19 protein-coding genes are annotated in these 18,851 nt (G+C 63.5%); 2 read left to right on the forward strand and 17 right to left on the reverse strand.

Features of this window, described 5'->3' with window-relative positions; translation table 11 throughout:
* Nucleotides 1-3 precede the first annotated feature (3 nt).
* From AOT96_RS26550 to AOT96_RS26600, 11 genes are all read right to left on the reverse strand, one after another.
* Nucleotides 4-1,203: an argininosuccinate synthase gene (locus AOT96_RS26550; protein WP_007736221.1), complete on the reverse strand. Its 1,200-nt coding sequence runs from the start codon at nt 1,201-1,203 to the stop codon at nt 4-6.
* A gap of 47 nt (nt 1,204-1,250) precedes the next feature.
* Complete coding sequence (locus AOT96_RS26555; protein ID WP_007736224.1) at nt 1,251-1,730, reverse strand: arginine repressor; 480 nt, start codon at nt 1,728-1,730, stop codon at nt 1,251-1,253.
* Nucleotides 1,727-2,677, reverse strand: coding sequence for an ornithine carbamoyltransferase (gene argF, locus AOT96_RS26560; protein WP_021334039.1), 951 nt, complete (start codon nt 2,675-2,677; stop codon nt 1,727-1,729). Before argF ends, AOT96_RS26555 begins: the two co-directional genes overlap by 4 nt.
* The gene (locus tag AOT96_RS26565) at nt 2,674-3,873 is read right to left on the reverse strand and encodes an acetylornithine transaminase (protein ID WP_065352510.1); all 1,200 of its coding nucleotides are present in this window, start codon (nt 3,871-3,873) and stop codon (nt 2,674-2,676) included. Before AOT96_RS26565 ends, argF begins: the two co-directional genes overlap by 4 nt.
* Complete coding sequence (gene argB / locus AOT96_RS26570) at nt 3,870-4,793, reverse strand: acetylglutamate kinase (protein ID WP_007736229.1); 924 nt, start codon at nt 4,791-4,793, stop codon at nt 3,870-3,872. Before argB ends, AOT96_RS26565 begins: the two co-directional genes overlap by 4 nt.
* The gene (gene argJ / locus AOT96_RS26575; RefSeq protein WP_064444684.1) at nt 4,790-6,040 is read right to left on the reverse strand and encodes a bifunctional glutamate N-acetyltransferase/amino-acid acetyltransferase ArgJ; all 1,251 of its coding nucleotides are present in this window, start codon (nt 6,038-6,040) and stop codon (nt 4,790-4,792) included. Before argJ ends, argB begins: the two co-directional genes overlap by 4 nt.
* Nucleotides 6,041-6,060: 20 nt before the next feature.
* Nucleotides 6,061-7,131, reverse strand: coding sequence for an N-acetyl-gamma-glutamyl-phosphate reductase (gene argC, locus AOT96_RS26580; protein WP_030536727.1), 1,071 nt, complete (start codon nt 7,129-7,131; stop codon nt 6,061-6,063).
* Between the two features lie 38 nt (nt 7,132-7,169).
* Entirely contained in the window at nt 7,170-7,631 is a 462-nt protein-coding gene (locus tag AOT96_RS26585) for a hypothetical protein (RefSeq protein WP_021344370.1), read from the reverse strand.
* Between the two features lie 117 nt (nt 7,632-7,748).
* The gene (locus tag AOT96_RS26590) at nt 7,749-8,684 is read right to left on the reverse strand and encodes an SDR family oxidoreductase (protein ID WP_058227020.1); all 936 of its coding nucleotides are present in this window, start codon (nt 8,682-8,684) and stop codon (nt 7,749-7,751) included.
* Complete coding sequence (locus tag AOT96_RS26595; RefSeq protein ID WP_047270476.1) at nt 8,681-9,592, reverse strand: bile acid:sodium symporter family protein; 912 nt, start codon at nt 9,590-9,592, stop codon at nt 8,681-8,683. The genes AOT96_RS26590 and AOT96_RS26595 overlap by 4 nt, the downstream gene beginning before the upstream one ends.
* Nucleotides 9,592-10,911: a flavin-containing monooxygenase gene (locus AOT96_RS26600; RefSeq protein WP_065352511.1), complete on the reverse strand. Its 1,320-nt coding sequence runs from the start codon at nt 10,909-10,911 to the stop codon at nt 9,592-9,594. The genes AOT96_RS26595 and AOT96_RS26600 overlap by 1 nt, the downstream gene beginning before the upstream one ends.
* A gap of 56 nt (nt 10,912-10,967) precedes the next feature.
* Between AOT96_RS26600 and AOT96_RS26605 the strand changes: the two genes are divergently transcribed.
* On the forward strand, nt 10,968-12,029 hold the full coding sequence (locus tag AOT96_RS26605) for an Lrp/AsnC family transcriptional regulator (RefSeq protein WP_064444634.1): 1,062 nt from the start codon (nt 10,968-10,970) through the stop codon (nt 12,027-12,029).
* Nucleotides 12,030-12,087: 58 nt separating this feature from the next.
* On the opposite strand, the gene pheT is transcribed toward AOT96_RS26605, so the two are convergent.
* The 6 genes from pheT to infC form a co-directional block, all read right to left on the reverse strand.
* Nucleotides 12,088-14,574 carry a phenylalanine--tRNA ligase subunit beta gene (gene pheT, locus AOT96_RS26610; RefSeq protein WP_003944026.1) on the reverse strand — a complete coding sequence of 829 codons (2,487 nt, stop codon included), beginning with the start codon at nt 14,572-14,574 and terminating at the stop codon, nt 12,088-12,090.
* 60 nt (nt 14,575-14,634) lie between these two features.
* On the reverse strand, nt 14,635-15,705 hold the full coding sequence (pheS, locus tag AOT96_RS26615) for a phenylalanine--tRNA ligase subunit alpha (RefSeq protein ID WP_003944109.1): 1,071 nt from the start codon (nt 15,703-15,705) through the stop codon (nt 14,635-14,637).
* Nucleotides 15,706-15,875: 170 nt separating this feature from the next.
* The gene (locus tag AOT96_RS26620; RefSeq protein WP_065352512.1) at nt 15,876-16,706 is read right to left on the reverse strand and encodes a TrmH family RNA methyltransferase; all 831 of its coding nucleotides are present in this window, start codon (nt 16,704-16,706) and stop codon (nt 15,876-15,878) included.
* Nucleotides 16,707-16,729: 23 nt separating this feature from the next.
* A complete protein-coding gene (rplT, locus tag AOT96_RS26625) occupies nt 16,730-17,119 on the reverse strand; it encodes a 50S ribosomal protein L20 (RefSeq protein ID WP_003944011.1) in 390 nt (129 codons plus the stop codon).
* A 63-nt stretch (nt 17,120-17,182) separates the two neighbouring features.
* Nucleotides 17,183-17,377 (reverse strand): 50S ribosomal protein L35, encoded by a 195-nt coding sequence (rpmI, locus tag AOT96_RS26630; RefSeq protein WP_003944043.1) that lies wholly within the window; start codon nt 17,375-17,377, stop codon nt 17,183-17,185.
* Between the two features lie 43 nt (nt 17,378-17,420).
* Nucleotides 17,421-18,113, reverse strand: a complete 693-nt coding sequence (gene infC, locus AOT96_RS26635) for a translation initiation factor IF-3 (RefSeq protein ID WP_003944008.1) — start codon at nt 18,111-18,113, stop codon at nt 17,421-17,423.
* 369 nt (nt 18,114-18,482) lie between these two features.
* On the opposite strand from infC, the gene AOT96_RS26640 reads away from it, so the two are divergent.
* On the forward strand, nt 18,483-18,851 hold the full coding sequence (locus tag AOT96_RS26640; protein WP_007736262.1) for a DUF1844 domain-containing protein: 369 nt from the start codon (nt 18,483-18,485) through the stop codon (nt 18,849-18,851).

The following is an 18,851-nucleotide window of genomic DNA, read 5'->3' on the forward strand; positions in this document are numbered from 1 at the left end:
GGCTCAGAGTCCCAGATCGCGCTTCGCGGCGACCTTCGACGACAGACCGTGGATCTCGACGAAGCCCTTCGATGCGGACTGGTCGAAGCTGTCGCCCTCGTCGTACGTCGCGAGGTTGAAGTCGTAGAGCGACTCCGGGCTACGACGACCGTTGACGGTGATGGCTCCACCGTGCAGGAAGAGACGAATGTCGCCGGTGACGCGTTCCTGCGTCTTGTTGACGAACGTGTCCAGTGCGTCCTTGAGGGGCGAGAACCAGAGGCCGTCGTAGACCAGCTCGGACCAACGCTGCTCCATCTGACGCTTGTAGCGACCGAGTTCGCGTTCGAGGGTGACGTGTTCGAGTTCCTGGTGCGCGGTGATGAGAACCATGGCGCCGGGAGCTTCGTAGATCTCACGGCTCTTGATGCCCACGAGACGGTCCTCGACGACGTCGAGACGGCCGACGCCCTGAGCGCCTGCGCGCTTGTTCAGTTCCTGAATGGCTTCGAGAACCGACACCGGGCGGCCGTCGATGGCGACCGGGCGGCCCTTGTCGAAGCTGATGATGAGCTCGTCGGGTGCGTTCCAGTTGACCGTCGGGTCCTGGGTGTAGTCGTAGACGTCCTTCGTCGGCGCGTTCCACAAATCCTCGAGGAATCCGGTCTCGACGGCGCGGCCCCAGACGTTCTGGTCGATCGAGAACGGCGACTTCTTGGAGACGTTGATCGGGATGTTGTTCTCTTCGGCGAAGGCGATGGCCTTCTCGCGGGTCCAGGCGTAGTCGCGGACCGGTGCGATGACCTGCAGGTCGGGTGCGAGGGCGCCGAATCCGACCTCGAAGCGAACCTGGTCGTTGCCCTTACCGGTGCAACCGTGCGAGACGATGGTGCCGCCGTGCGAGCGTGCAGCTTCGACGATGTGCTTGACGATCAGCGGACGGCTGATGGCCGAGACGAGCGGGTAGCGGTCCATGTACAGGGCGTTGGCCGCGATGGTCGGCAGGCAGTATTCGTCCGCGAACTCGTCGCGGGCGTCGACGACAACGGATTCGACTGCGCCGCAGTCGATCGCGCGCTGACGCACGACCTCCATGTCCTCGCCACCCTGCCCCAGATCGATGGCGACGGCGACAACTTCAGCGCCCGTCTCCTTACCGATCCAACTGATGGCAACAGAAGTGTCCAGCCCGCCCGAGTAGGCGAGTACGACGCGATCGGCCATGGTTTTTGTGCTCCTTCGGTTGAAAATCTCTATCAAAGAATAAGGGGTCAGGCGAGCGATTCGATCATGGCCGCGAGTTCCGCTCCGGAAAGCGGTTCCCGGGCCACTACGAAGATGGTGTCATCTCCGGCGATCGTGCCCACGATGTCCGGCATCGAGGACCGATCCAGTGCGCTCGCGAGGTAGTGCGCGGCTCCCGGCGGTGTCCGGAGGATCGCCATGTTGCCGCTGAAATCGGTGGAGACCAACAACTCACCCAACAGCCGTGAGAGGCGGTCGGTGCCGCCGGCCACACCGCGTACCGGGTTCCCGTCCTCCGGCACCACGTAAACACCGGCGCCGCCGTCGGCGGCACGCAGTTTCACCGCTCCCAGCTCTTCGAGGTCACGCGAGAGCGTCGCCTGCGTTGCTTCGATGCCCTCGGCACCGAGCAAGGCCGCCAGCTCCGTCTGACTTCGGACAGGGTGAGCCGCCAGAAGCGCGATGATGCGCGACTGGCGACCAGCCCGAGTGGGAGCGACGCTCACGCCGGGTCCAGTTGGGTTCGCTGTTCCAGCAGCCACACGAGCAATGCCTTCTGGGCGTGCAGACGGTTCTCCGCCTCGTCCCAGACAACACTCTGCGGCCCGTCGAGAACCTCGTCGGTGACTTCTTCGCCGCGATGCGCGGGCAGGCAGTGCAGGACGACGGCCTTCGGATCTGCCTTTGCGAGCAGCTCCTTGTTGATCTGGAACGGACGGAAAGGTCCGACCCGATCGAGTCCGTCGTTCTCCTGACCCATCGAGGTCCAGGTATCGGTGACCAACGCGTCGGCACCGACGACGCCGGCCTGTGGGTCCTGCGTCAGGGTGATGGTCGCGCCGGTTTCCTCGGCGCGTTTGCGTGCTGCTGCCACGACCCAGTCCGCCGGTTCGAAGCCGGCGGGGCTTGCGATGGTGACGTCGATGCCTGCGGTCACTCCGCCGAGCATCAGCGAGTGAGCCATGTTGTTGGCGCCGTCGCCCAGGTAGGTCAGCTTCAGCCCCTTGAGCTCACCTTTCTGTTCGATCAGCGTTTGCAGATCGGCCAGAACCTGACAGGGATGAAATTCGTCGGACAATGCATTGACGATGGGAATCGTTGCGCCCGTAGCCATTTGCTCCAGGCGCTTCTGGCCGAACGTGCGCCACACGACGGCGTCGACGTAGCGGGAGAGAACGCGTCCGGTGTCCGCCAAGGTCTCTTCACGACCGAGTTGAGTGCTGCGCCCGTCGACGACGACAGCGTGACCGCCCATCTGTGCGATGCCCATCTCGAACGAGAAACGTGTACGCGTCGAGTTCTTCTCGAAGATGACACCGACTCCGCGGGGACCCTCGAGCGGACGCCGAGCGAACGGGTCCTTCTTGAGAATCGCAGCGAGTTCCAGAACTTCGGCCTGCTGCGCAGGAGTCAGATCGTCGTCCCTGAGAAAGTGTTTCACCACGGTAGTCACTTCTCCCCCGGCTGGTCAGCCGATAGTGCACTGTCGAAGATGGCAGGTAGTGCTGCCACGAAGGTTTCGGCCTGCTCGTCCGTGAGGATGAGCGGCGGCGCCAACCGGATCACTCCGGGTTGCGCTGCATTCACAAGGTACCCGGCTTCGCGCGCTGCGTTTTCCACCGCCGGCGCGACGTCCTCGGTCAGCACGACACCCAGCAACAGTCCTGATCCCCGTACGTAGTCGACCAACGGATGGCCCAGATCTTCGATGCCCGCCGAGATCGACTTACCCAAGCTGTCGGCGCGTGAGATCAGGTCTTCCGCTGCAATGGTTTTCAGCACGGCAAGTGCCGCCGCAGCACACACCGGATTGCCACCGAACGTCGTACCGTGCTTACCCGGTCCGAACAACTCGGCCGTTGCCCCGGTCGCGATGCAGGCGCCGATCGGCATTCCGCCACCGAGTCCCTTCGCAAGAGTGATGACGTCCGGAACGATGCCGACTGCCTGAAGGGCGTAGAACCAGCCGGTCCGGCCGATGCCGGTCTGCACTTCGTCGAGCACGAGAAGTGCACCGCGCTCGGCGGTGATCCGCCGAGCCTCGACGAGGTATCCCTCGGGTGGCACCACGACGCCGCCCTCACCCATGATCGGTTCGAGGAACACAGCGGCGGTGTCGGAATCGACGGCCTGCTCGAGTGCCTCGACGTCGCCGTACGGCACGAACTCGACACCGGCGGGCATCGGTTCGAACGGCGCCCGCTTGGCCGGCTGACCCGTCAGAGCGAGTGCCCCCATCGTGCGACCGTGGAAGGAGCCTTCGGCTGCGATGATCTTCTTCCGGCCGGTGGCGCGAGCGAGCTTGAAGGCAGCCTCGTTCGCCTCGGTACCGGAGTTGCAGAAGAACGCGCGCCCGGTGACGTTGCCGAGATGAGCGAGCAACTGCTCCGCCAACTCGACGACCGGCTCGCTGGCGTACAGGTTGGAAACATGGCCGAGTGTCGACAACTGAGTAGTGACGGCTTCGACGACGGCCGGATGTCCGTGTCCGAGGATGTTGACGGCGATTCCTGCCAGGAAGTCGACGTACTGCTTGCCGTCGGCGTCGGTGAGTACGGCGCCGTCACCGCGGACGAGAGCAACCCGGGGTACGCCGTAATTGTTCATCAGCGAAGCGGACCACCGCTGCTGCAGATCGATCGTGCTCATGAGATAGCTCCCTGCTGGGGACCGGCGACCGAGGAACCCGGCACGACCATCGTGCCGATTCCTTCACCGGTGAAAAGTTCGAGTAGGACTGAATGTTCGAGCCGACCGTCGATCACGTGCGCCGACGGCACACCTCCGCGCACCGCGCGAAGGCAGGCCTCCATCTTGGGCACCATGCCGGCGTCGAGACTCGGCAACAACTGGGCCAGGGCGTCGGTGTCGATTTCGGTGGCCAGTGAGGCTCGGTCCGGCCAATCGGTGTACAGGCCCTCGACGTCGGTGAGGACAACGAGCTTCTCGGCACCGATCGCCTCGGCCAGTGCTGCAGCAGCGGTATCGGCGTTGATGTTGTGGACGACACCGTCGGCGTCGGGTGCGATGGTCGAGACGACCGGAATACGTCCTGCCGCAATGAGATCGAGTACCGCGTCTGGGTTCACGGTGGTGACGTCCCCGACCAGCCCGATGTCGGTCTGCTCCCCCTCGACCGCAACAGTGCGTCGAGTAGCGGTGAACAGGTGCGCATCTTCACCGGAGATACCGACCGCGTAAGGACCGTGCGCGTTGATCAAGCCGACGAGTTCACGGCCGACCTGACCGAAAAGCACCATCCGCACGACGTCCATCACCTCGGGCGTCGTCACACGGAAACCACCGCGGAACTCACCCTTCATGCCAAGGCGTGCCAGCATCGCGTTGATCTGCGGGCCACCGCCGTGCACGACGACGGGATGGATGCCGACAGTCCGCAGGAACGCCATGTCGGCGGCAAATGCCGTTTTGAGCGTCTCGTCGATCATGGCGTTTCCGCCGTACTTGACCACGACCACCTTGTCGCGGAATCGCTGCAGCCACGGCAGCGCGTCGGCAAGGACATGCGCTTTCTGATGCTCGCTGATCACGGGATACGTCTCGGTCATGACGAATACGCCGAGTTCTCTTCGACGTAAGCATGCGAGAGGTCCGTGGTGCGAATGCTCACGGACTCGTTGCCGATTCCCAGATCGATGTCGAGTTCGATGTCGATCCCACTCAGGTCCACCTCACGCGCCCCCGGAGCACCGACGCCGTCGATGCAGACGGGACTCCCGTTGAAGGACACACTGATTCGATCGGGATCGAGCTCGATGGGAGCGATACCCACTGCGGCGAGAACGCGACCCCAATTGGGATCGGAACCGAAAAGCGCTGTCTTGACCAGGCTGTCGCGGGCGATGGTCCGGGCGCCGATCAACGCATCGGACTCGGACGCCGCGCCGCGAACCGTCACCTTGACCCGCTTGGTGACACCCTCGGCGTCTGCCATCAACTGATCCGCGAGGTCATCACACACGGCCAGCACTGCGGCGTTCAGTTCGTCCTGCGTCGGCGTGACACCGCTGGCGCCGGAGGCCAACAGGAGCACTGTGTCGTTGGTGGACGTGGCGCCGTCGACGTCGAGGCGATCGAAGCTCAGGTGGGTGGCGGCGCGCAGAGCAATATCGAGCTGCTCGGCCGTTGCGACAGCATCGGTCGTGACGACGCACAGCATCGTGGCCAGCGCAGGCGCGAGCATGCCTGCGCCCTTGGCCATTCCGCCGACGTTCCATTTGTTCGCGTGGTGCAGCGACGCCTGCTTCGGCACGGTATCGGTGGTCATGATCGCGTATGCCGCGTCGGTGCCGCCGGAGATTCCGCCGGCCAGTTCGTGCACTACCTCGGTGACACCGGGGATCAGCTTGTCCATGGGCAAGCGGTCACCGATAAGTCCGGTCGAACAGACAGCGACCTCGATCGCGCCCGTCTCGGTGCCCCAATTACTCAGTGCCGAAGCAACTTCCTCGGCAGTCTTGTGTGCATCCTGGAATCCACCCGCGCCCGTGCAGGCGTTCGCGCCGCCCGAGTTGAGCACCACCGCGCGCAGCTTGCCCGTCGTCAGGACCTGCTGAGACCAGAGCACCGGAGCTGCCTTGACCTTGTTCAGGGTGAAGACGCCGGCAGCGGCCAGATCGGGTCCCTCGTTGAGCACCAATGCGAGGTCCGACTTGCCACTCTTCTTGATACCGGCAGCAATTCCGGCACCGCGGAATCCGGCAGGTGCGGTGACGCCCTGCGTGCGGAGCAGACGTCCCCCGGCGACGTGAACCACGTCTGCAACGGTCGCGTCAGGCTCGGTTGCGTTGTCGATCTGCTGCGGATTGTCGGTGCTCACGGAGCTACTCCCACGGTAGAGAGACCTGCGGTCTCGGGTAGGCCAAGGGCGAGATTCATCGATTGCACCGCGCCACCGGCGGTGCCCTTGGTGAGATTGTCGATTGCCGAGATGACAACGAGCTGACCGGCGTCGGCGTCGACGGTGACCCCGATCTGTACGGCATTGGATCCGATCACGGCACCGGTCTGCGGGAAGACTCCGGCAGGCAGTACGTGGATGAACGGCTCGTCGTTGTATGCCTTTTCGTAGATTTCACGCGCTTGCTCTTCGGTGGCCGTGGTGGCTGCCGTGCAGGTCGCGAGGATGCCGCGCGGCATGGGCGCGAGGACTGGAGTGAAGGAAACACTGATGTCCTTGCCGCCTGCGGCCGAAAGATTCTGAATGATCTCAGGGGTGTGGCGGTGGACACCTCCGACACCGTACGCACGGACGGAGCCCATGACCTCGGAACCCAGCAGATCGGCCTTCGGCGCCCGGCCGGCGCCCGAAGTGCCACTGACCGCAACCACGTTCACGTGCGACTCCACGATCCCCGCGGCAACGGCGGGGGCCAGCGCGAGGCTCGCAGCCGTCGGGTAGCAGCCCGGAACGGCAATGCGGGTTGCGCCTACCAATTTCTCACGGGCACCGGGCAATTCAGGAAGACCGTATGGCCAGGTACCGGCATGAGTGCTCTTGTAGTACTTCTCCCAGGCTGCGGAATCCTGCAGCCGGAAGTCCGCGCCGCAGTCGATGATGACCGTCGATTCGGGTAGCAACTTGGCATACTGAGCCGAATTTCCGTGCGGGAGACCGAGGAAGACGACGTCGTGACCCGAGAGGATTTCGACAGTGGTCTCTTCGAGTACCCGCGACGAGAGTGGGAGCAAGTGCGGATGATGCTCACCGAGCGTCGAACCGGCGTTGCCACCGGCGGTCAGCGAACCGATCACCAGACTGCCGTCGACATAGGAGGGGTGCCCGAGGAGCAGACGCAGAACCTCACCACCGGCGTACCCACTGGCGCCGGCAACGGCGACTCTGATCGGCTTGCGTGCGTTCTCGGTCGTACCACCTTCAGTCATGTCACACAGTATGCATCATTGTGCATCGGAATGCATAATTACTTACCCATGGATCGCCGGATCTCCTCGAGCTTGGCCTTTGCGGCCTTCTGGCGCTCGTCCCACTGCTCGTCGACGGACTTTCCGGCAGGACTCTCGTGCGCCAATTCGGCCGAACCTATGGAAGTACCGAAGCGCCCCTCTATCTTCTCCCGAACACGGTCGAAAGTGGGGACTCCCCCTTCGGTGTAGTCGGGTTCGGGAATTCTCGGGTCGGTCGCAAGTACCACCGGGACGTCGATAATCTCGTCGACCTCCACAACGGTGTCGGGCAGTTCGACTTCTTCGGCGTCCGTGATCGTGTTGTCGTCCTCTACACGGTGCGGCTCGAGGCTCGCGGCAGCGGTGTCCACCACGGAAAGAAGGACCGACAAGCTCGGACGACGCTCGACCACTGCGCGGACGACCGCGAGGAAGTCCTTGTCGTCGAGTGCACTGGCGGCCTCGACTACCTGGTGCACGGACCCATCGTGCTCGGACCCATCATGTTCGGGCCCATCATTTCGTGACACTGTCAGTCCCTTCTCGAAAACGCCGACGGACAATTCCGATCCTTCCACGACCGTCCGTCGAAGGGGTCAGCGTGACGCGAGATACGCGGCAAACGCTTCCTCGCTCGAATATTCGGGGACGTATCCGAACTGTTCCTTGAGCCGCCGATTGTCGAGAACCGGTCGGTACTGGAGAAATCCGACGCGCTCCGGACCGTGTTCCGTTACGCCCAATCGCCGTCCGACGCGTAGAACGCCTCGCAACAACCATGCAGGAAGCGTCACCGTGCTCTTGCCCATCCGGGAAGCCAACTCGTCGACGGTCAACGAGCCGTCGCCCGCGACATTGAAGATGCCCACTTGGTTTCCGGTCACGGCCTCCGCAAAAGCGCCCGCGACATCGGTGTGCCAGACGAAGACGAAGGGGCTGTCGCTCCCGGCAACCTTGAGCAGCTTGCGGCGATCGAACAACGCGGTGATCTGATTGTCGACGCTCTCACCCAAGATCGTGCCGATCCGGAAGACAACCTGTTCCAACTCCGGGTGTTCGACGCGATATTCGGCGAGCATCTCTTCGACCAGGCGTTTGTGGCGACTGTATGTGAATTCGTCGTTGCCTCGGACAGGTACGTCCTCGGTGATCCACGGTGGGCTGTCGGAGTGGTAGCCGTACGCCGCTCCGGACGAAGACACGACGATCCGTCCAACCCCGTGTTCGACGCAGGCCGCGAGCACGTTTCGTGTCCCGTCGACGTCGACGCGGTACTCCTGCTCTGCTGTCGTGTTCTTGCCGGGATTCACGATGGACGCAAGGTGGATCACGACGTTCGGTCGGTACTGACCGAACACCCGCCCCAATTCTGTGGGGTCGCAGACGTCCGCCCTGACGCGGCGGATGCGATCGTCCGGCGTGTCCTTGACCGTGAGGTCGACACAGACGACGGTGATGCCCTGCGCGATCAGTGCGTCGATGACAGCGGTACCCAGGAACCCGTTTCCGCCCGTGACGAGTGCGACGGTCATGCCGGTACCGCCTTTCGGGCGCGTCGCTTGGACCAGATCGTCGCCAGAGCCAACCCGGCGATGATGTCCCAGATCCCCCACCAGCCGGCCACGACGGCCATGCCACCGAGACCGTCGAAGAACGTGAACACCAGGCCAAGCCCCAGCCCCGCATTGCGGATGCCGACCTCGAAAGAGACGGCGCGACGGCTGTATTCGTTCAACCCGGTGACGGCGCCGCAGAAGTATCCCAGTGCGAGGGCAACCGTGTCGTGCAGGAAGACCGCGAGCAGTACCACCCCGATGTAGTCGACGAAGTACGACGCATTCCCCGACACCCCCGCGACGATGAAGATCAACAACGCCACCAACGAACCGTTTTTCACCCAAGGCTGCGCTTTCGCGGCGATCTCCGGAAACCTTCGTGCCGCCCAGATGCCGAGAACGAACGGCACACCGATGATCAGGGCGATTTGCGCGACCATCTCGAGCGCATTCAGGTTCACGGACTGCAACAGAGCGTCGGTCTCCGGGCGTCGGCTCCCCCAGAACGCAAGATTGAGCGGCATGAGGAAGATCGCGAGGACGTTCGACACCGCCGTCATGGACACCGAGAGTGCGACGTCGCCGCCCGCCCGGTGAGTCAGGACGTTCGAGATGTTCCCTGGCGGGCAGCACGCCACCAGGATCATGCCGAGTGCTACCGACGGAGCCGGCGAGAGAATCAGCGTCAGGAGAAAAGTCACTGCCGGCAACAGCAGGAACTGCGCAGCAATACCCACCGCCATCGCCTTGGGTTTGGTGAGCGCACGACGAAAGTCGTCGACCGAGGTGTCGAGGGCGATCCCCAGCATGATCGTGGCCAGCACCACGTTGAGGATCATCAACGATCCCGGGTTGAAGTTGAGCACCACGTCGTCGATCGGCATCACTGTCCTCCCTTCGTCAGAGCGGCATCAAGCAGTCCGATGTGCCGCTTGATCGCCGAGCGGTAGGCGTCCTTGTTCACGTAGTAGGCCATTCGTCCCAACTTCAGGTACTTGTATCCCCCGGACAGATCTGGAGGAGGACCGGCCGCCGCCGCCGAGAATTCCCGCGCCGCGGCGGGGGCTTCGGTACGTGCGGTGATCAATTTGGCCACCAACTCGGCCTGCTCGAAACGGCCCTGCCACCCGAGACCGGATGCTTCGACCATGCCGAGAACAAAGAGATTGTCGTGGCGGCGACTCGCGACGTTGAGGAACAGGTCCGGGGCAGCGCCCGACCAGTCCAAGTCCTCGCGCGCGATGAAGGGATAGTCGAGGTGATACCCCGTGGCGCAGAGAACGAGGTCGTAGTCGGCAGACGATCCGTCGACAAACCGCACCGTCTTCCCCTCGAACCGGTCGACGTCGGCGCGCACGTGCACATCACCGTGCCCGATGTGGTGCAGGATCAACGAGTTCACGACCGGATGCGATTCGTAGATCTTGTAGTCCGGTGCCGGAAATCCGAACCGCACCGGATCACCCGTGAACTGCTTGAGTACCAAGGTGCCGACGCGTTGTTTGATCCACGGCGGCAACGGCTTTCCCTGATTCAAGGTGTCCGAGGGTCGGCCGAACAGATACTTGGGGACGAAGTAGTAGCCTCGCCGAACGCTCAGGTCGACGCACTCGGCCTGGTGGACGGCATCGACGGCGATGTCGCATCCACTGTTGCCCGCCCCGATGACCAGTACCTTCTTCCCGCGGAAGATCTCGGCGCTGCGGTACTGGCTCGTGTGCATCAACGTGCCGGTGAAGTCGCCCCGGAAAGTCGGCATGTTCGGCTTCGACAGCGTTCCGTTCGCGATGATCACGCCTCGATACCGCGCGACTGTTGTCTCACCGCTGCGACTGCGCGTGGTGACCTGCCACAGCGAATCGACCGGCGAGACGTCGACGACGGTAGTGCCGAAGGCAAAGTGCCTGCGAAGATCGTGAGTATCGGCGTAGTCGCGGAAATAATCGGCAAGTTCCACGTGGCTCGGGTAGTCGGCCACCGAATCCGCCATCGGGAACTCGGCGAATGCGGTGGTGCCCTTCGAAGAGATGAGGTGCGCCGACTCGTAGACGGTGCTGTGCGGGTTGTCGATGTCCCAGAGCCCACCGACGTTGTCGTGGCTCTCGAAGCCGTCGAACGCTATCCCGGCCCGATCGAGGTTTCGCGCGCCGGCCAATCCAGACGGGCCCGCTCCGATCAGCGCGTACTTCTCCTCTGTGATCATCCGTCGAGCGTCGCAGATAGTCCGAATCTTGCAGAAATATGCCGGATAATGACGTTATGAGCGCACCAGATACCGGCAACGGTCGCGGGATAGATGAAATCGATCTGAGGATAATCAATGCGCTCCAGCTCGCACCGCGATCGAAGTGGCTTTCGTTGGCCGGACCACTCGAACTCGACGCCGCGACTCTCGCCCGTCGTTGGAATCGACTCTCCGAATCGTCGTTGGCCTGGGTCACGGTCACTCCAGGGCCACAGGTGCTGGGCAGCATCGTCACAGCGATCATCGAAATCGATTGCTCACCTGCTCTTCTCGACACCGTCGCGGCACGGCTGACTCGCTCGGCCCACGCCGTGACCATCGAAGCATCAACGGGCAGAGCAGATCTGCTCGTCACAGCCGGTACCGCGGATCTGGCGTCGATGTCGCGCTTCATCTCGGAAGACGTCGCAACGATCGACGGTGTACTGGCGACACGAACCTCGATCATCACACGCTGGTTCACCGAAGGTGGCCGATGGAGACTCAATGCGCTGGCACCGTCCGAGAAGGGTGTGCTGACCACCAGCGAAAACCGTACTGCCGTGCGCGCTCGGCCGACCGGCATTTCCGAACAGGATCGCAAGGTTCTCACGATGCTCGCCTACGACGGGCGCACTCCCATGAAGGAGTTGGCCGACGCGATCGGTGTCAGTCCCGCTGCGTGCAAACGCCAGATCGACCGGCTCACGTCTTCGGGGTTGGTGGCGCTGCGGTGTGAATTCGCGCGGCCGCTGGCCGGGCTTCCCGTGCTCGCCACTTTGTGGTGCCGCGTCGAACCCGAGCTTCTCGATACGGCGGGACGAGTGCTGAGCCGAGCGCCGGAAGTCCGAAACTGCTTCGCTGTGGTCGGCGCCGACAACCTGGTGGTTCAGTTGTGGCTGCATTCTCCTGCAGAACTCGATGCATTCGAAACTCGTCTGCGCAAGGAGATTCCGGGTCTTTGCGTCACGGAACGATCCATCGTGCTGTATTTGCGCAAACTGCTCGGCCACGTGCTCGACCAGCAAGGGCGACGGACGGACACCGTTGCGCCAGATGTGTGGCTTTCCGATTCACCTCAGTCAAAAAGCCGATAACACGACAGAGCCCACGACCACCGGCAACGGTCGTGGGCTCTGTGATCAGTTGAGGAAATCAGCCACGCATCTGCGCACCGACAGCCTTGGAAGCCGCCTCCACTGCTGCATCGCGCGCGGCACTGGCCTCGTCCTCGGTCAGCGTCCGGTCGACACCACGGAATCGCAATGCGAACGCGAGCGACTTGCGGCCTTCACCGACCTGCTCGCCCTCGAAGACGTCGAAGAGGCGGATGTCTTCGAGAAGCTCACCGCCGCCGGAACGCAGAGCTTCCTGCACCTTGGCTGCCGGAATGTCGCGATCGACAACAACTGCCACGTCCTGGAGCACTGCGGGGAACGGCGAAATGCGCGGAGCGGGCAGATTCTCGACCAATGGCAAAGCGTCGAGATCGATTTCCAGTGCGCAGGTGCGCGCGGGCAGTCCCGCGCGCTCGAGAACAGCCGGATGCAGTTCGCCCGCATGACCGACTACGTTGCCGTCAACGACAACCTCGGCGCAACGGCCGGGATGCCACGGCAGGTACTGCGCCGCACGCAGTTCCACCTCGACGCCTGCTGCAGCTGCAATGACCCGCACGGCTGCAAAAGTGTCCGAAGCCTCGGCCTGACGGCCAGGACCCCAGGGGCCGCTCGGCTCACGCAAACCACTCAACACTGCAGCGATGTGCACGGGCTGAGCCGGCAACGACGCGATCAGGTTCGCGATCTGCTCGTCCGTCGGACGACGATCCACCGGCAATGCATCCACCGGCTTGGTGTCGGGGCCCGGCAGGACGACCTGCGCGATGCCGTACAGCGACAGATCACGCTGACCGCGAGAAGCGTTGCGAGCCAGGATCTCCAGCAGACCCGGGAGCAGCGTGGTCGCCAACTCCGGACGATCGGCTTCGAGCGGGTTGAGGACCTTGCTGGTGTTGCGGCGCGGATCATCCGCGTCGAGGCCCCAGACGTCGAAGACGTTCGTCGGCAGGAAGACCGGAGGAAGGACCTCGACGTAACCGGCGTGAGCCACGGCCTTCGAGACCGTGCGCTTTCGCCGCTGCGACGGAGTCAACCCACGTCCGGCCGGAGCGGCGGGAAGCACAGACGGGATCTGCTCGAGACCTTCGAGGCGAAGAACTTCCTCGACGAGGTCCGCAGGCTGCACCAGGTCCGGACGCCACGACGGCGGCGTCGCGACCAACTGGCCGTGTCCTTCTTCGCTGACGCCGACCTCGACGTTGCAGCCAACCTGGGTGAGGCGGCGAGCTGCGGTGCCGTTGGGGTACGTGACTCCGGCGACACGGTCGGGCAGGTCGATATCCATGCGAATGGCAGCGCGAGGGGCGACATCGCCCACGTCGGTCAGGACCGGTTCGATCCGTCCGCCGGCAATCTCGACCAGCAGAGCGGCTGCGCGGTCGACGGCCGCGAGCGGAATTGCCGGATCGACGACGCGCTCGAAACGCTTGCTCGCCTCACTCGGCAGCTTGTGCCGGCGCGCCGTCTTGAAGACTGCGAGCGGATCCCAGGTAGCTCCTTCGAGGAGGATGTCCGTCGTTGCCGTTCCCACCTCGGTGGTTGCGCCGCCCATGACGGCAGCCAGCGAGATGACTCCGGAATCGTCGGCGATGACAACGTCTTCGGGATCGAGCGTGCGTTCGACGTCGTCGAGCGTCGTCAGCTTCTCCCCCGCCTTGGCGCGACGGACCACCAGGTCGCCCTGCACTGCGGTCGCATCGAACGCGTGCAGAGGCTGACCGAGTTCGAGCATCACGTAGTTGGTGACGTCGACTGCCGGCGAGATCGGGCGAACACCCGAGAGCAGCAGTCGACGCTGCAGCCACCACGGGCTCACTGCCTGCGGATCGATACCCGTGATCTTCCGCATCACGAAACGCGAAGCCTTGGACTCCGGTTCGAGGCGCACCGGCCAGGCTTCACCCTCAGCCGGGTGAGCGGGAACCGAAGCGGGATCGGCGTATTCGAGATCGAAGCCGCACGCGAGTTCTCGCGTGAGACCGCGGACCGAGAAGCAGTAGCCACGGTCCGGGGTGATGTTCAGTTCGATGATCGTGTCACCGAGACCGAGCAACTCGTTGCCGTCCGCGCCGGGTTCGGCGGTACCGGGCTCGAGCACCAAGATGCCCGAATGGTCTTTGCCGATACCGAGTTCCGAGACGGAGCAGATCATGCCGTCGGACACCTGGCCGTACGTCTTGCGAGTGGCGATTTCGAATCCGCCGGGCAGCACCGCGCCGGGCAACGCAACGACGACGAGGTCACCCTCGTTGAAATTACGCGCGCCACAGACGATGCCGCGAGGCTCGGGTTCGCCGACCTCGACCTGGCAGAAGCGGATCGGCTTCTTGAACTCGGTCAGTTCGGTGATGGAGACGACCTTGCCGACGACCAACGGGCCGTCGATCGCCTCGAGTGTGTCGAGTTCCTCGACTTCGAGTCCCACCCGGACGAACCCGGCGTCCAGCTCTTCCGGGGTCACCTCCCAGTCCGGAGTTGCCCGCTGCAGGATCTCGGTCAGCCAGGATTGCGCTACTCGCACGTCTGCTCAGCTCTCTCGTTTGTCGATAAGTCTTTGTGAAGGTTCCGCGGACCGGATCGGTCAGCCTGCGACACCGAAGGGCAGCGTGAAACGCACGTCACCCTCGACGATGTCGCGCATGTCCGGGATACCGTTGCGGAACTGCAGGGTCCGCTCGAGGCCCATGCCGAATGCGAAACCCGAGTACTCGTCGGGATCGATACCGCTGGCGCGCAGAACGTTCGGGTTGACCATGCCGCAGCCGCCCCACTCGACCCAGCCTGCGCCGCCCTTCTTGTTCGCGAACCAGACATCGACCTCGGCCGACGGTTCCGTGAACGGGAAGTAGTTGGGGCGCATACGGGTACGCGTCTCGGGGCCGAAAAGGGCACGAGCGAACGCGTCGAGAGTCCCGCGCAGGTTGGCCATGGTCAGGCCCTTGTCGACGGCCAGGCCTTCGACCTGCGAGAAGACAGGCGTGTGGGTCGCATCGAGTTCATCGGTGCGGAACGTGCGGCCCGGGCACACCACGTAGATCGGTACCTCACGCGAGAGCATGGTGCGGACCTGCACCGGCGAGGTGTGGGTACGCAGCACCTGGCGCGAGTTCTCGGGTGCCAGGTGGAAGGTGTCCTGCATCGTGCGGGCAGGGTGATCCGGCAAGAAGTTGAGCGCGTCGAAGTTGAAGTGCTCGGTCTCCACCTCCGGACCCTCGGCAACTTCCCAACCCATCGCGACGAATACGTCGGCGACCTGCTCGGAAATCAGGCTGATCGGGTGACGCGCCCCGACGGGGTGACGATCGGAAGGCAGAGTGACGTCGATTGCCTCGGCAACCAACACCGCGGCGTCACGCTCGGCGAGGAGGACCTCACGACGAGCGTCGTACGCGTTGTTGATCCGAGTGCGGAAGATGTTGACGCGCTTACCGGCGTCCGCCTTTTCCTTGCCCGGAAGGCTGCCGAGTCCCCGGCGAGCGAGGGCGATCGGGGACTTGTCCCCCAGGTGCTCCACCTTGACGTGCGCCAGCGCATCCAGGTCAGCGGCGTCCGCCAGCGCCTTCTCGGCGTTCTCAGCCGCAGCGGTCAACGCCTCTTCGGTGAGTACACTCGCGTCGACCTCCGGCGGTGTCGCGCCCTCATTTTTGGCCACGGCTGTGACGCTCCTGTCGCTTCTCGGTTTACTTCTCGTACTGCGTGCTTCTTGTACTGCTTACTTCTTGTACTGCGAGCGAGCTTTCGAACTCGCTCGAGCATTGTCTCTGCTCTTGTATTGTCTCAGGCTTCCGCAAATGGGATTCCGTGAGGTCTTCGCGTGCGTTTTCAGCCGTGATCGGTGGCGCGATTTTGCACCCGCGCGCTTGCGTACAGGCAAATTGCCGCCGCTGTCGCGAGGTTCAAGCTTTCGGCGCGGCCATGGATCGGAATCCTGACCCGATGATCAGCCTGCGCGGCGATCGCCGGATCGAGACCGTGCGCTTCGTTACCGAACAGCCAGGCCGTCGGCTTGCTCAGCAACTCGTCGGCCTCGTCGAGATCGACCTCGCCGTCAGCTGCAGTCGCGAGAATCTGAATGCCGGCTGCGCGAATCTGCTCGATCACCGACACTGTGTCTCGATCGCGGACGACTGGCAGGTGAAACAGGCTGCCCGCCGACGAACGAACGACCTTGCCGTTATGCGGATCGACGCTGTCGCCGGCGAGGATTGCCGCATCGGCACCCACTGCGTCGGCGATGCGAATGACGGTGCCCGCGTTACCTGGTTCGTTGACCTCGACCGGCACTGCGAGCAGGCGGGTCTCCTGATGGACGGCTGCGCTCAGCGGTACGTCCAGTAGATCGCTGACGGCAACGAGTCCGGGCGGCGTGACGGTATCGCTGAGAGCTTTGATTGCTCGATCGGTCACACGAGCAACACGAACTCCAGCGGTCTGCGCCCGATCGATGACGTGCTGATAGCGCTCGGCTGCGTCCTCGGTGTAGAAGAGGTCGTGTACCGGGCGGGCCTCGCCATTCGAGAGTGCACCGTTCAACAGTTCGGTGACCGAGTTCTCGCCCTCGACGAGGAAACGTCCTGCTTTGCGTCGTTCTGCTGTGCGCAGGAGCTTGACAGCAGAAACGACCCGCGGAGTCCGCTCGGTGAGCGGGTCCACGGGCCGTTGCTGTGATGCGTGAATCAGGCTGCTTCTCCGGCAGGAGCGTTCACGTCAGCCGGCAGAGCGGCCTTCGCGAGTGCGACCAGGCCGGCAAAGGCCTCGGCATCGGAGACAGCGAGCTCGGCCAGGATCTTGCGGTCGACGTCGACCTCTGCCAGACGCAGGCCCTGGATGAGGCGGTTGTACGTGATGTCGTTTGCACGAGCTGCAGCGTTGATACGCGTGATCCACAGCTTGCGGAACTCGCCCTTGCGCGCACGACGGTCGCGGTACGCGTAGGTGAGCGAGTGGAGCTGCTGCTCCTTGGCCTTGGTGTACAGACGCGAACGCTGTCCACGGTAGCCGCTGGATGCAGCAAGAATTGAACGACGCTTCTTCTGGGCGTTGACCGCCCTCTTTACGCGTGCCACTTGAAAAATCCTGTCAATCTAGGGGCTGAAAGTACGGCCCCGGGTGGTCAGTAAGGGGGCGACTCAGATGCCGAGCATGCGCTTGATGCGCGGAGCGTCGTCAGGGCTGACAACAGCGACACCGTCGAGACGACGGGTAACCCTGCTGGACTTGTGCTCGAGAAGGTGGCGACGGCCGGCCTTCTGGCGCATGAGCTTTCCGCTGCCGGACACCTTGAATCGCTTCGAGGCGCCGCTGTGGCTCTTCATCTTGGGCATGGAGTCCTCAGTTCTTGTTACGTGGTGGATCTTGGGAAATCGACTAGCTGGCCGGAGCCTCGGGAGCGGCATCGCCGGTCGCCGGTGCTTCCGGAGCTGCTTCACTGGAAGCCGGTGCGGCCGGAGCCGGACGCGGAGCAGCCTGAGCCACTGGCGCCTGAGCGCTCTCCTGCGCCTTGACACGAGTCTTGGCGCCCTTGTGCGGTGCCAGGACCATCGTCATGTTTCGGCCGTCCTGCTTTGCCGAGGTTTCGACGAATCCGAGATCTGCGACGTCTGCTCCCAGACGCTGCAGAAGGCGGTAGCCGAGTTCGGGGCGTGACTGCTCACGTCCGCGGAACATGATCGTGACCTTGACCTTGGAACCGGCTTCGAGGAAGCGAACGACGTTGCGCTTCTTGGTCTCGTAGTCGTGGTCGTCGATCTTGGGTCGGAGCTTCTGCTCCTTGATGACCGTCAGCTGCTGGTTCTTACGTGACTCACGTGCCTTCTGTGCAGCCTCGTACTTGAACTTGCCGTAGTCCATGATCTTGCAGACCGGTGGACGGGCGTCAGGAGCTACCTCGACCAGGTCGAGGTCGGCCTCAAGGGCCAAGCGGAGTGCATCTTCAACACGCACGATGCCTACCTGTTCGCCGCCAGGTCCGACCAAACGAACCTCGGGAACGCGGATACGATCGTTGATGCGGGTCTCAGTGCTGATGGGGCCTCCTAGGTTGAACGGTGCGGTCTTCATGACCGCACGCAGCCCGTACCGCCCGCACCCCAACAAAAAAGCCCCGCTGTGATGATTGCTCATCCGCGGGGCCCGATGTCGACCGATCACATAGGATCCAGCTCACGCCGAAACCTATCTCCTCGACTGAGCGAGGAACCTGACGAAGAATGATCTCCGATAACAGGTGACCGGAACCACTGAACTGCAGTTTCACCTGCCGTGCAGAGGTGGGAGTCGGACTCCACTTGCTGCCCCCGAACAAGTCGGAGGCGGTCGTTGCAACAAGAGTAACAGGTCGCCACAGATGAAAGAAATCGGTGCCGCTCCCAGTGCTGCCGGGAGAGGCCCGATTCAACACCGTCACGGCCTGATGGAATCCTTACATCCATGAGTGAGAACTTCGAGGCAGAACAGAACACCGACGGCGCGAACCCCGACGTCCGCGAACTCTCCGAAGTTCCCGCGGTCGAGGTCATCAGCCGCGCTGCAGTGATGCTGATGAGTTCGGCTGCCGAAAAACTCGGCCTCTCCGACGCCGATCCGTCTTCCAGCCCCTACCTGGACCTCGACGAAGCGCGTCGCGTCATCACGGCACTTGCCGGACTCGTGACTGCGTCGGTCGAATACCTCGGCCCTCATGCCGGACCCATCCGTGAAGGCCTCCAAGCCCTGCAGCGCGCATTCCGTGAGGCGTCCTCGCACCCGGACGAGCCAGGAAAGGGACCGGGCGAGAAGTTCACCGGTCCGGTCTACTGA

Source organism: Rhodococcus sp. 008 (genome assembly GCF_001682295.1).
GTDB classification, from domain to species: domain Bacteria; phylum Actinomycetota; class Actinomycetes; order Mycobacteriales; family Mycobacteriaceae; genus Rhodococcus_F; species Rhodococcus_F qingshengii.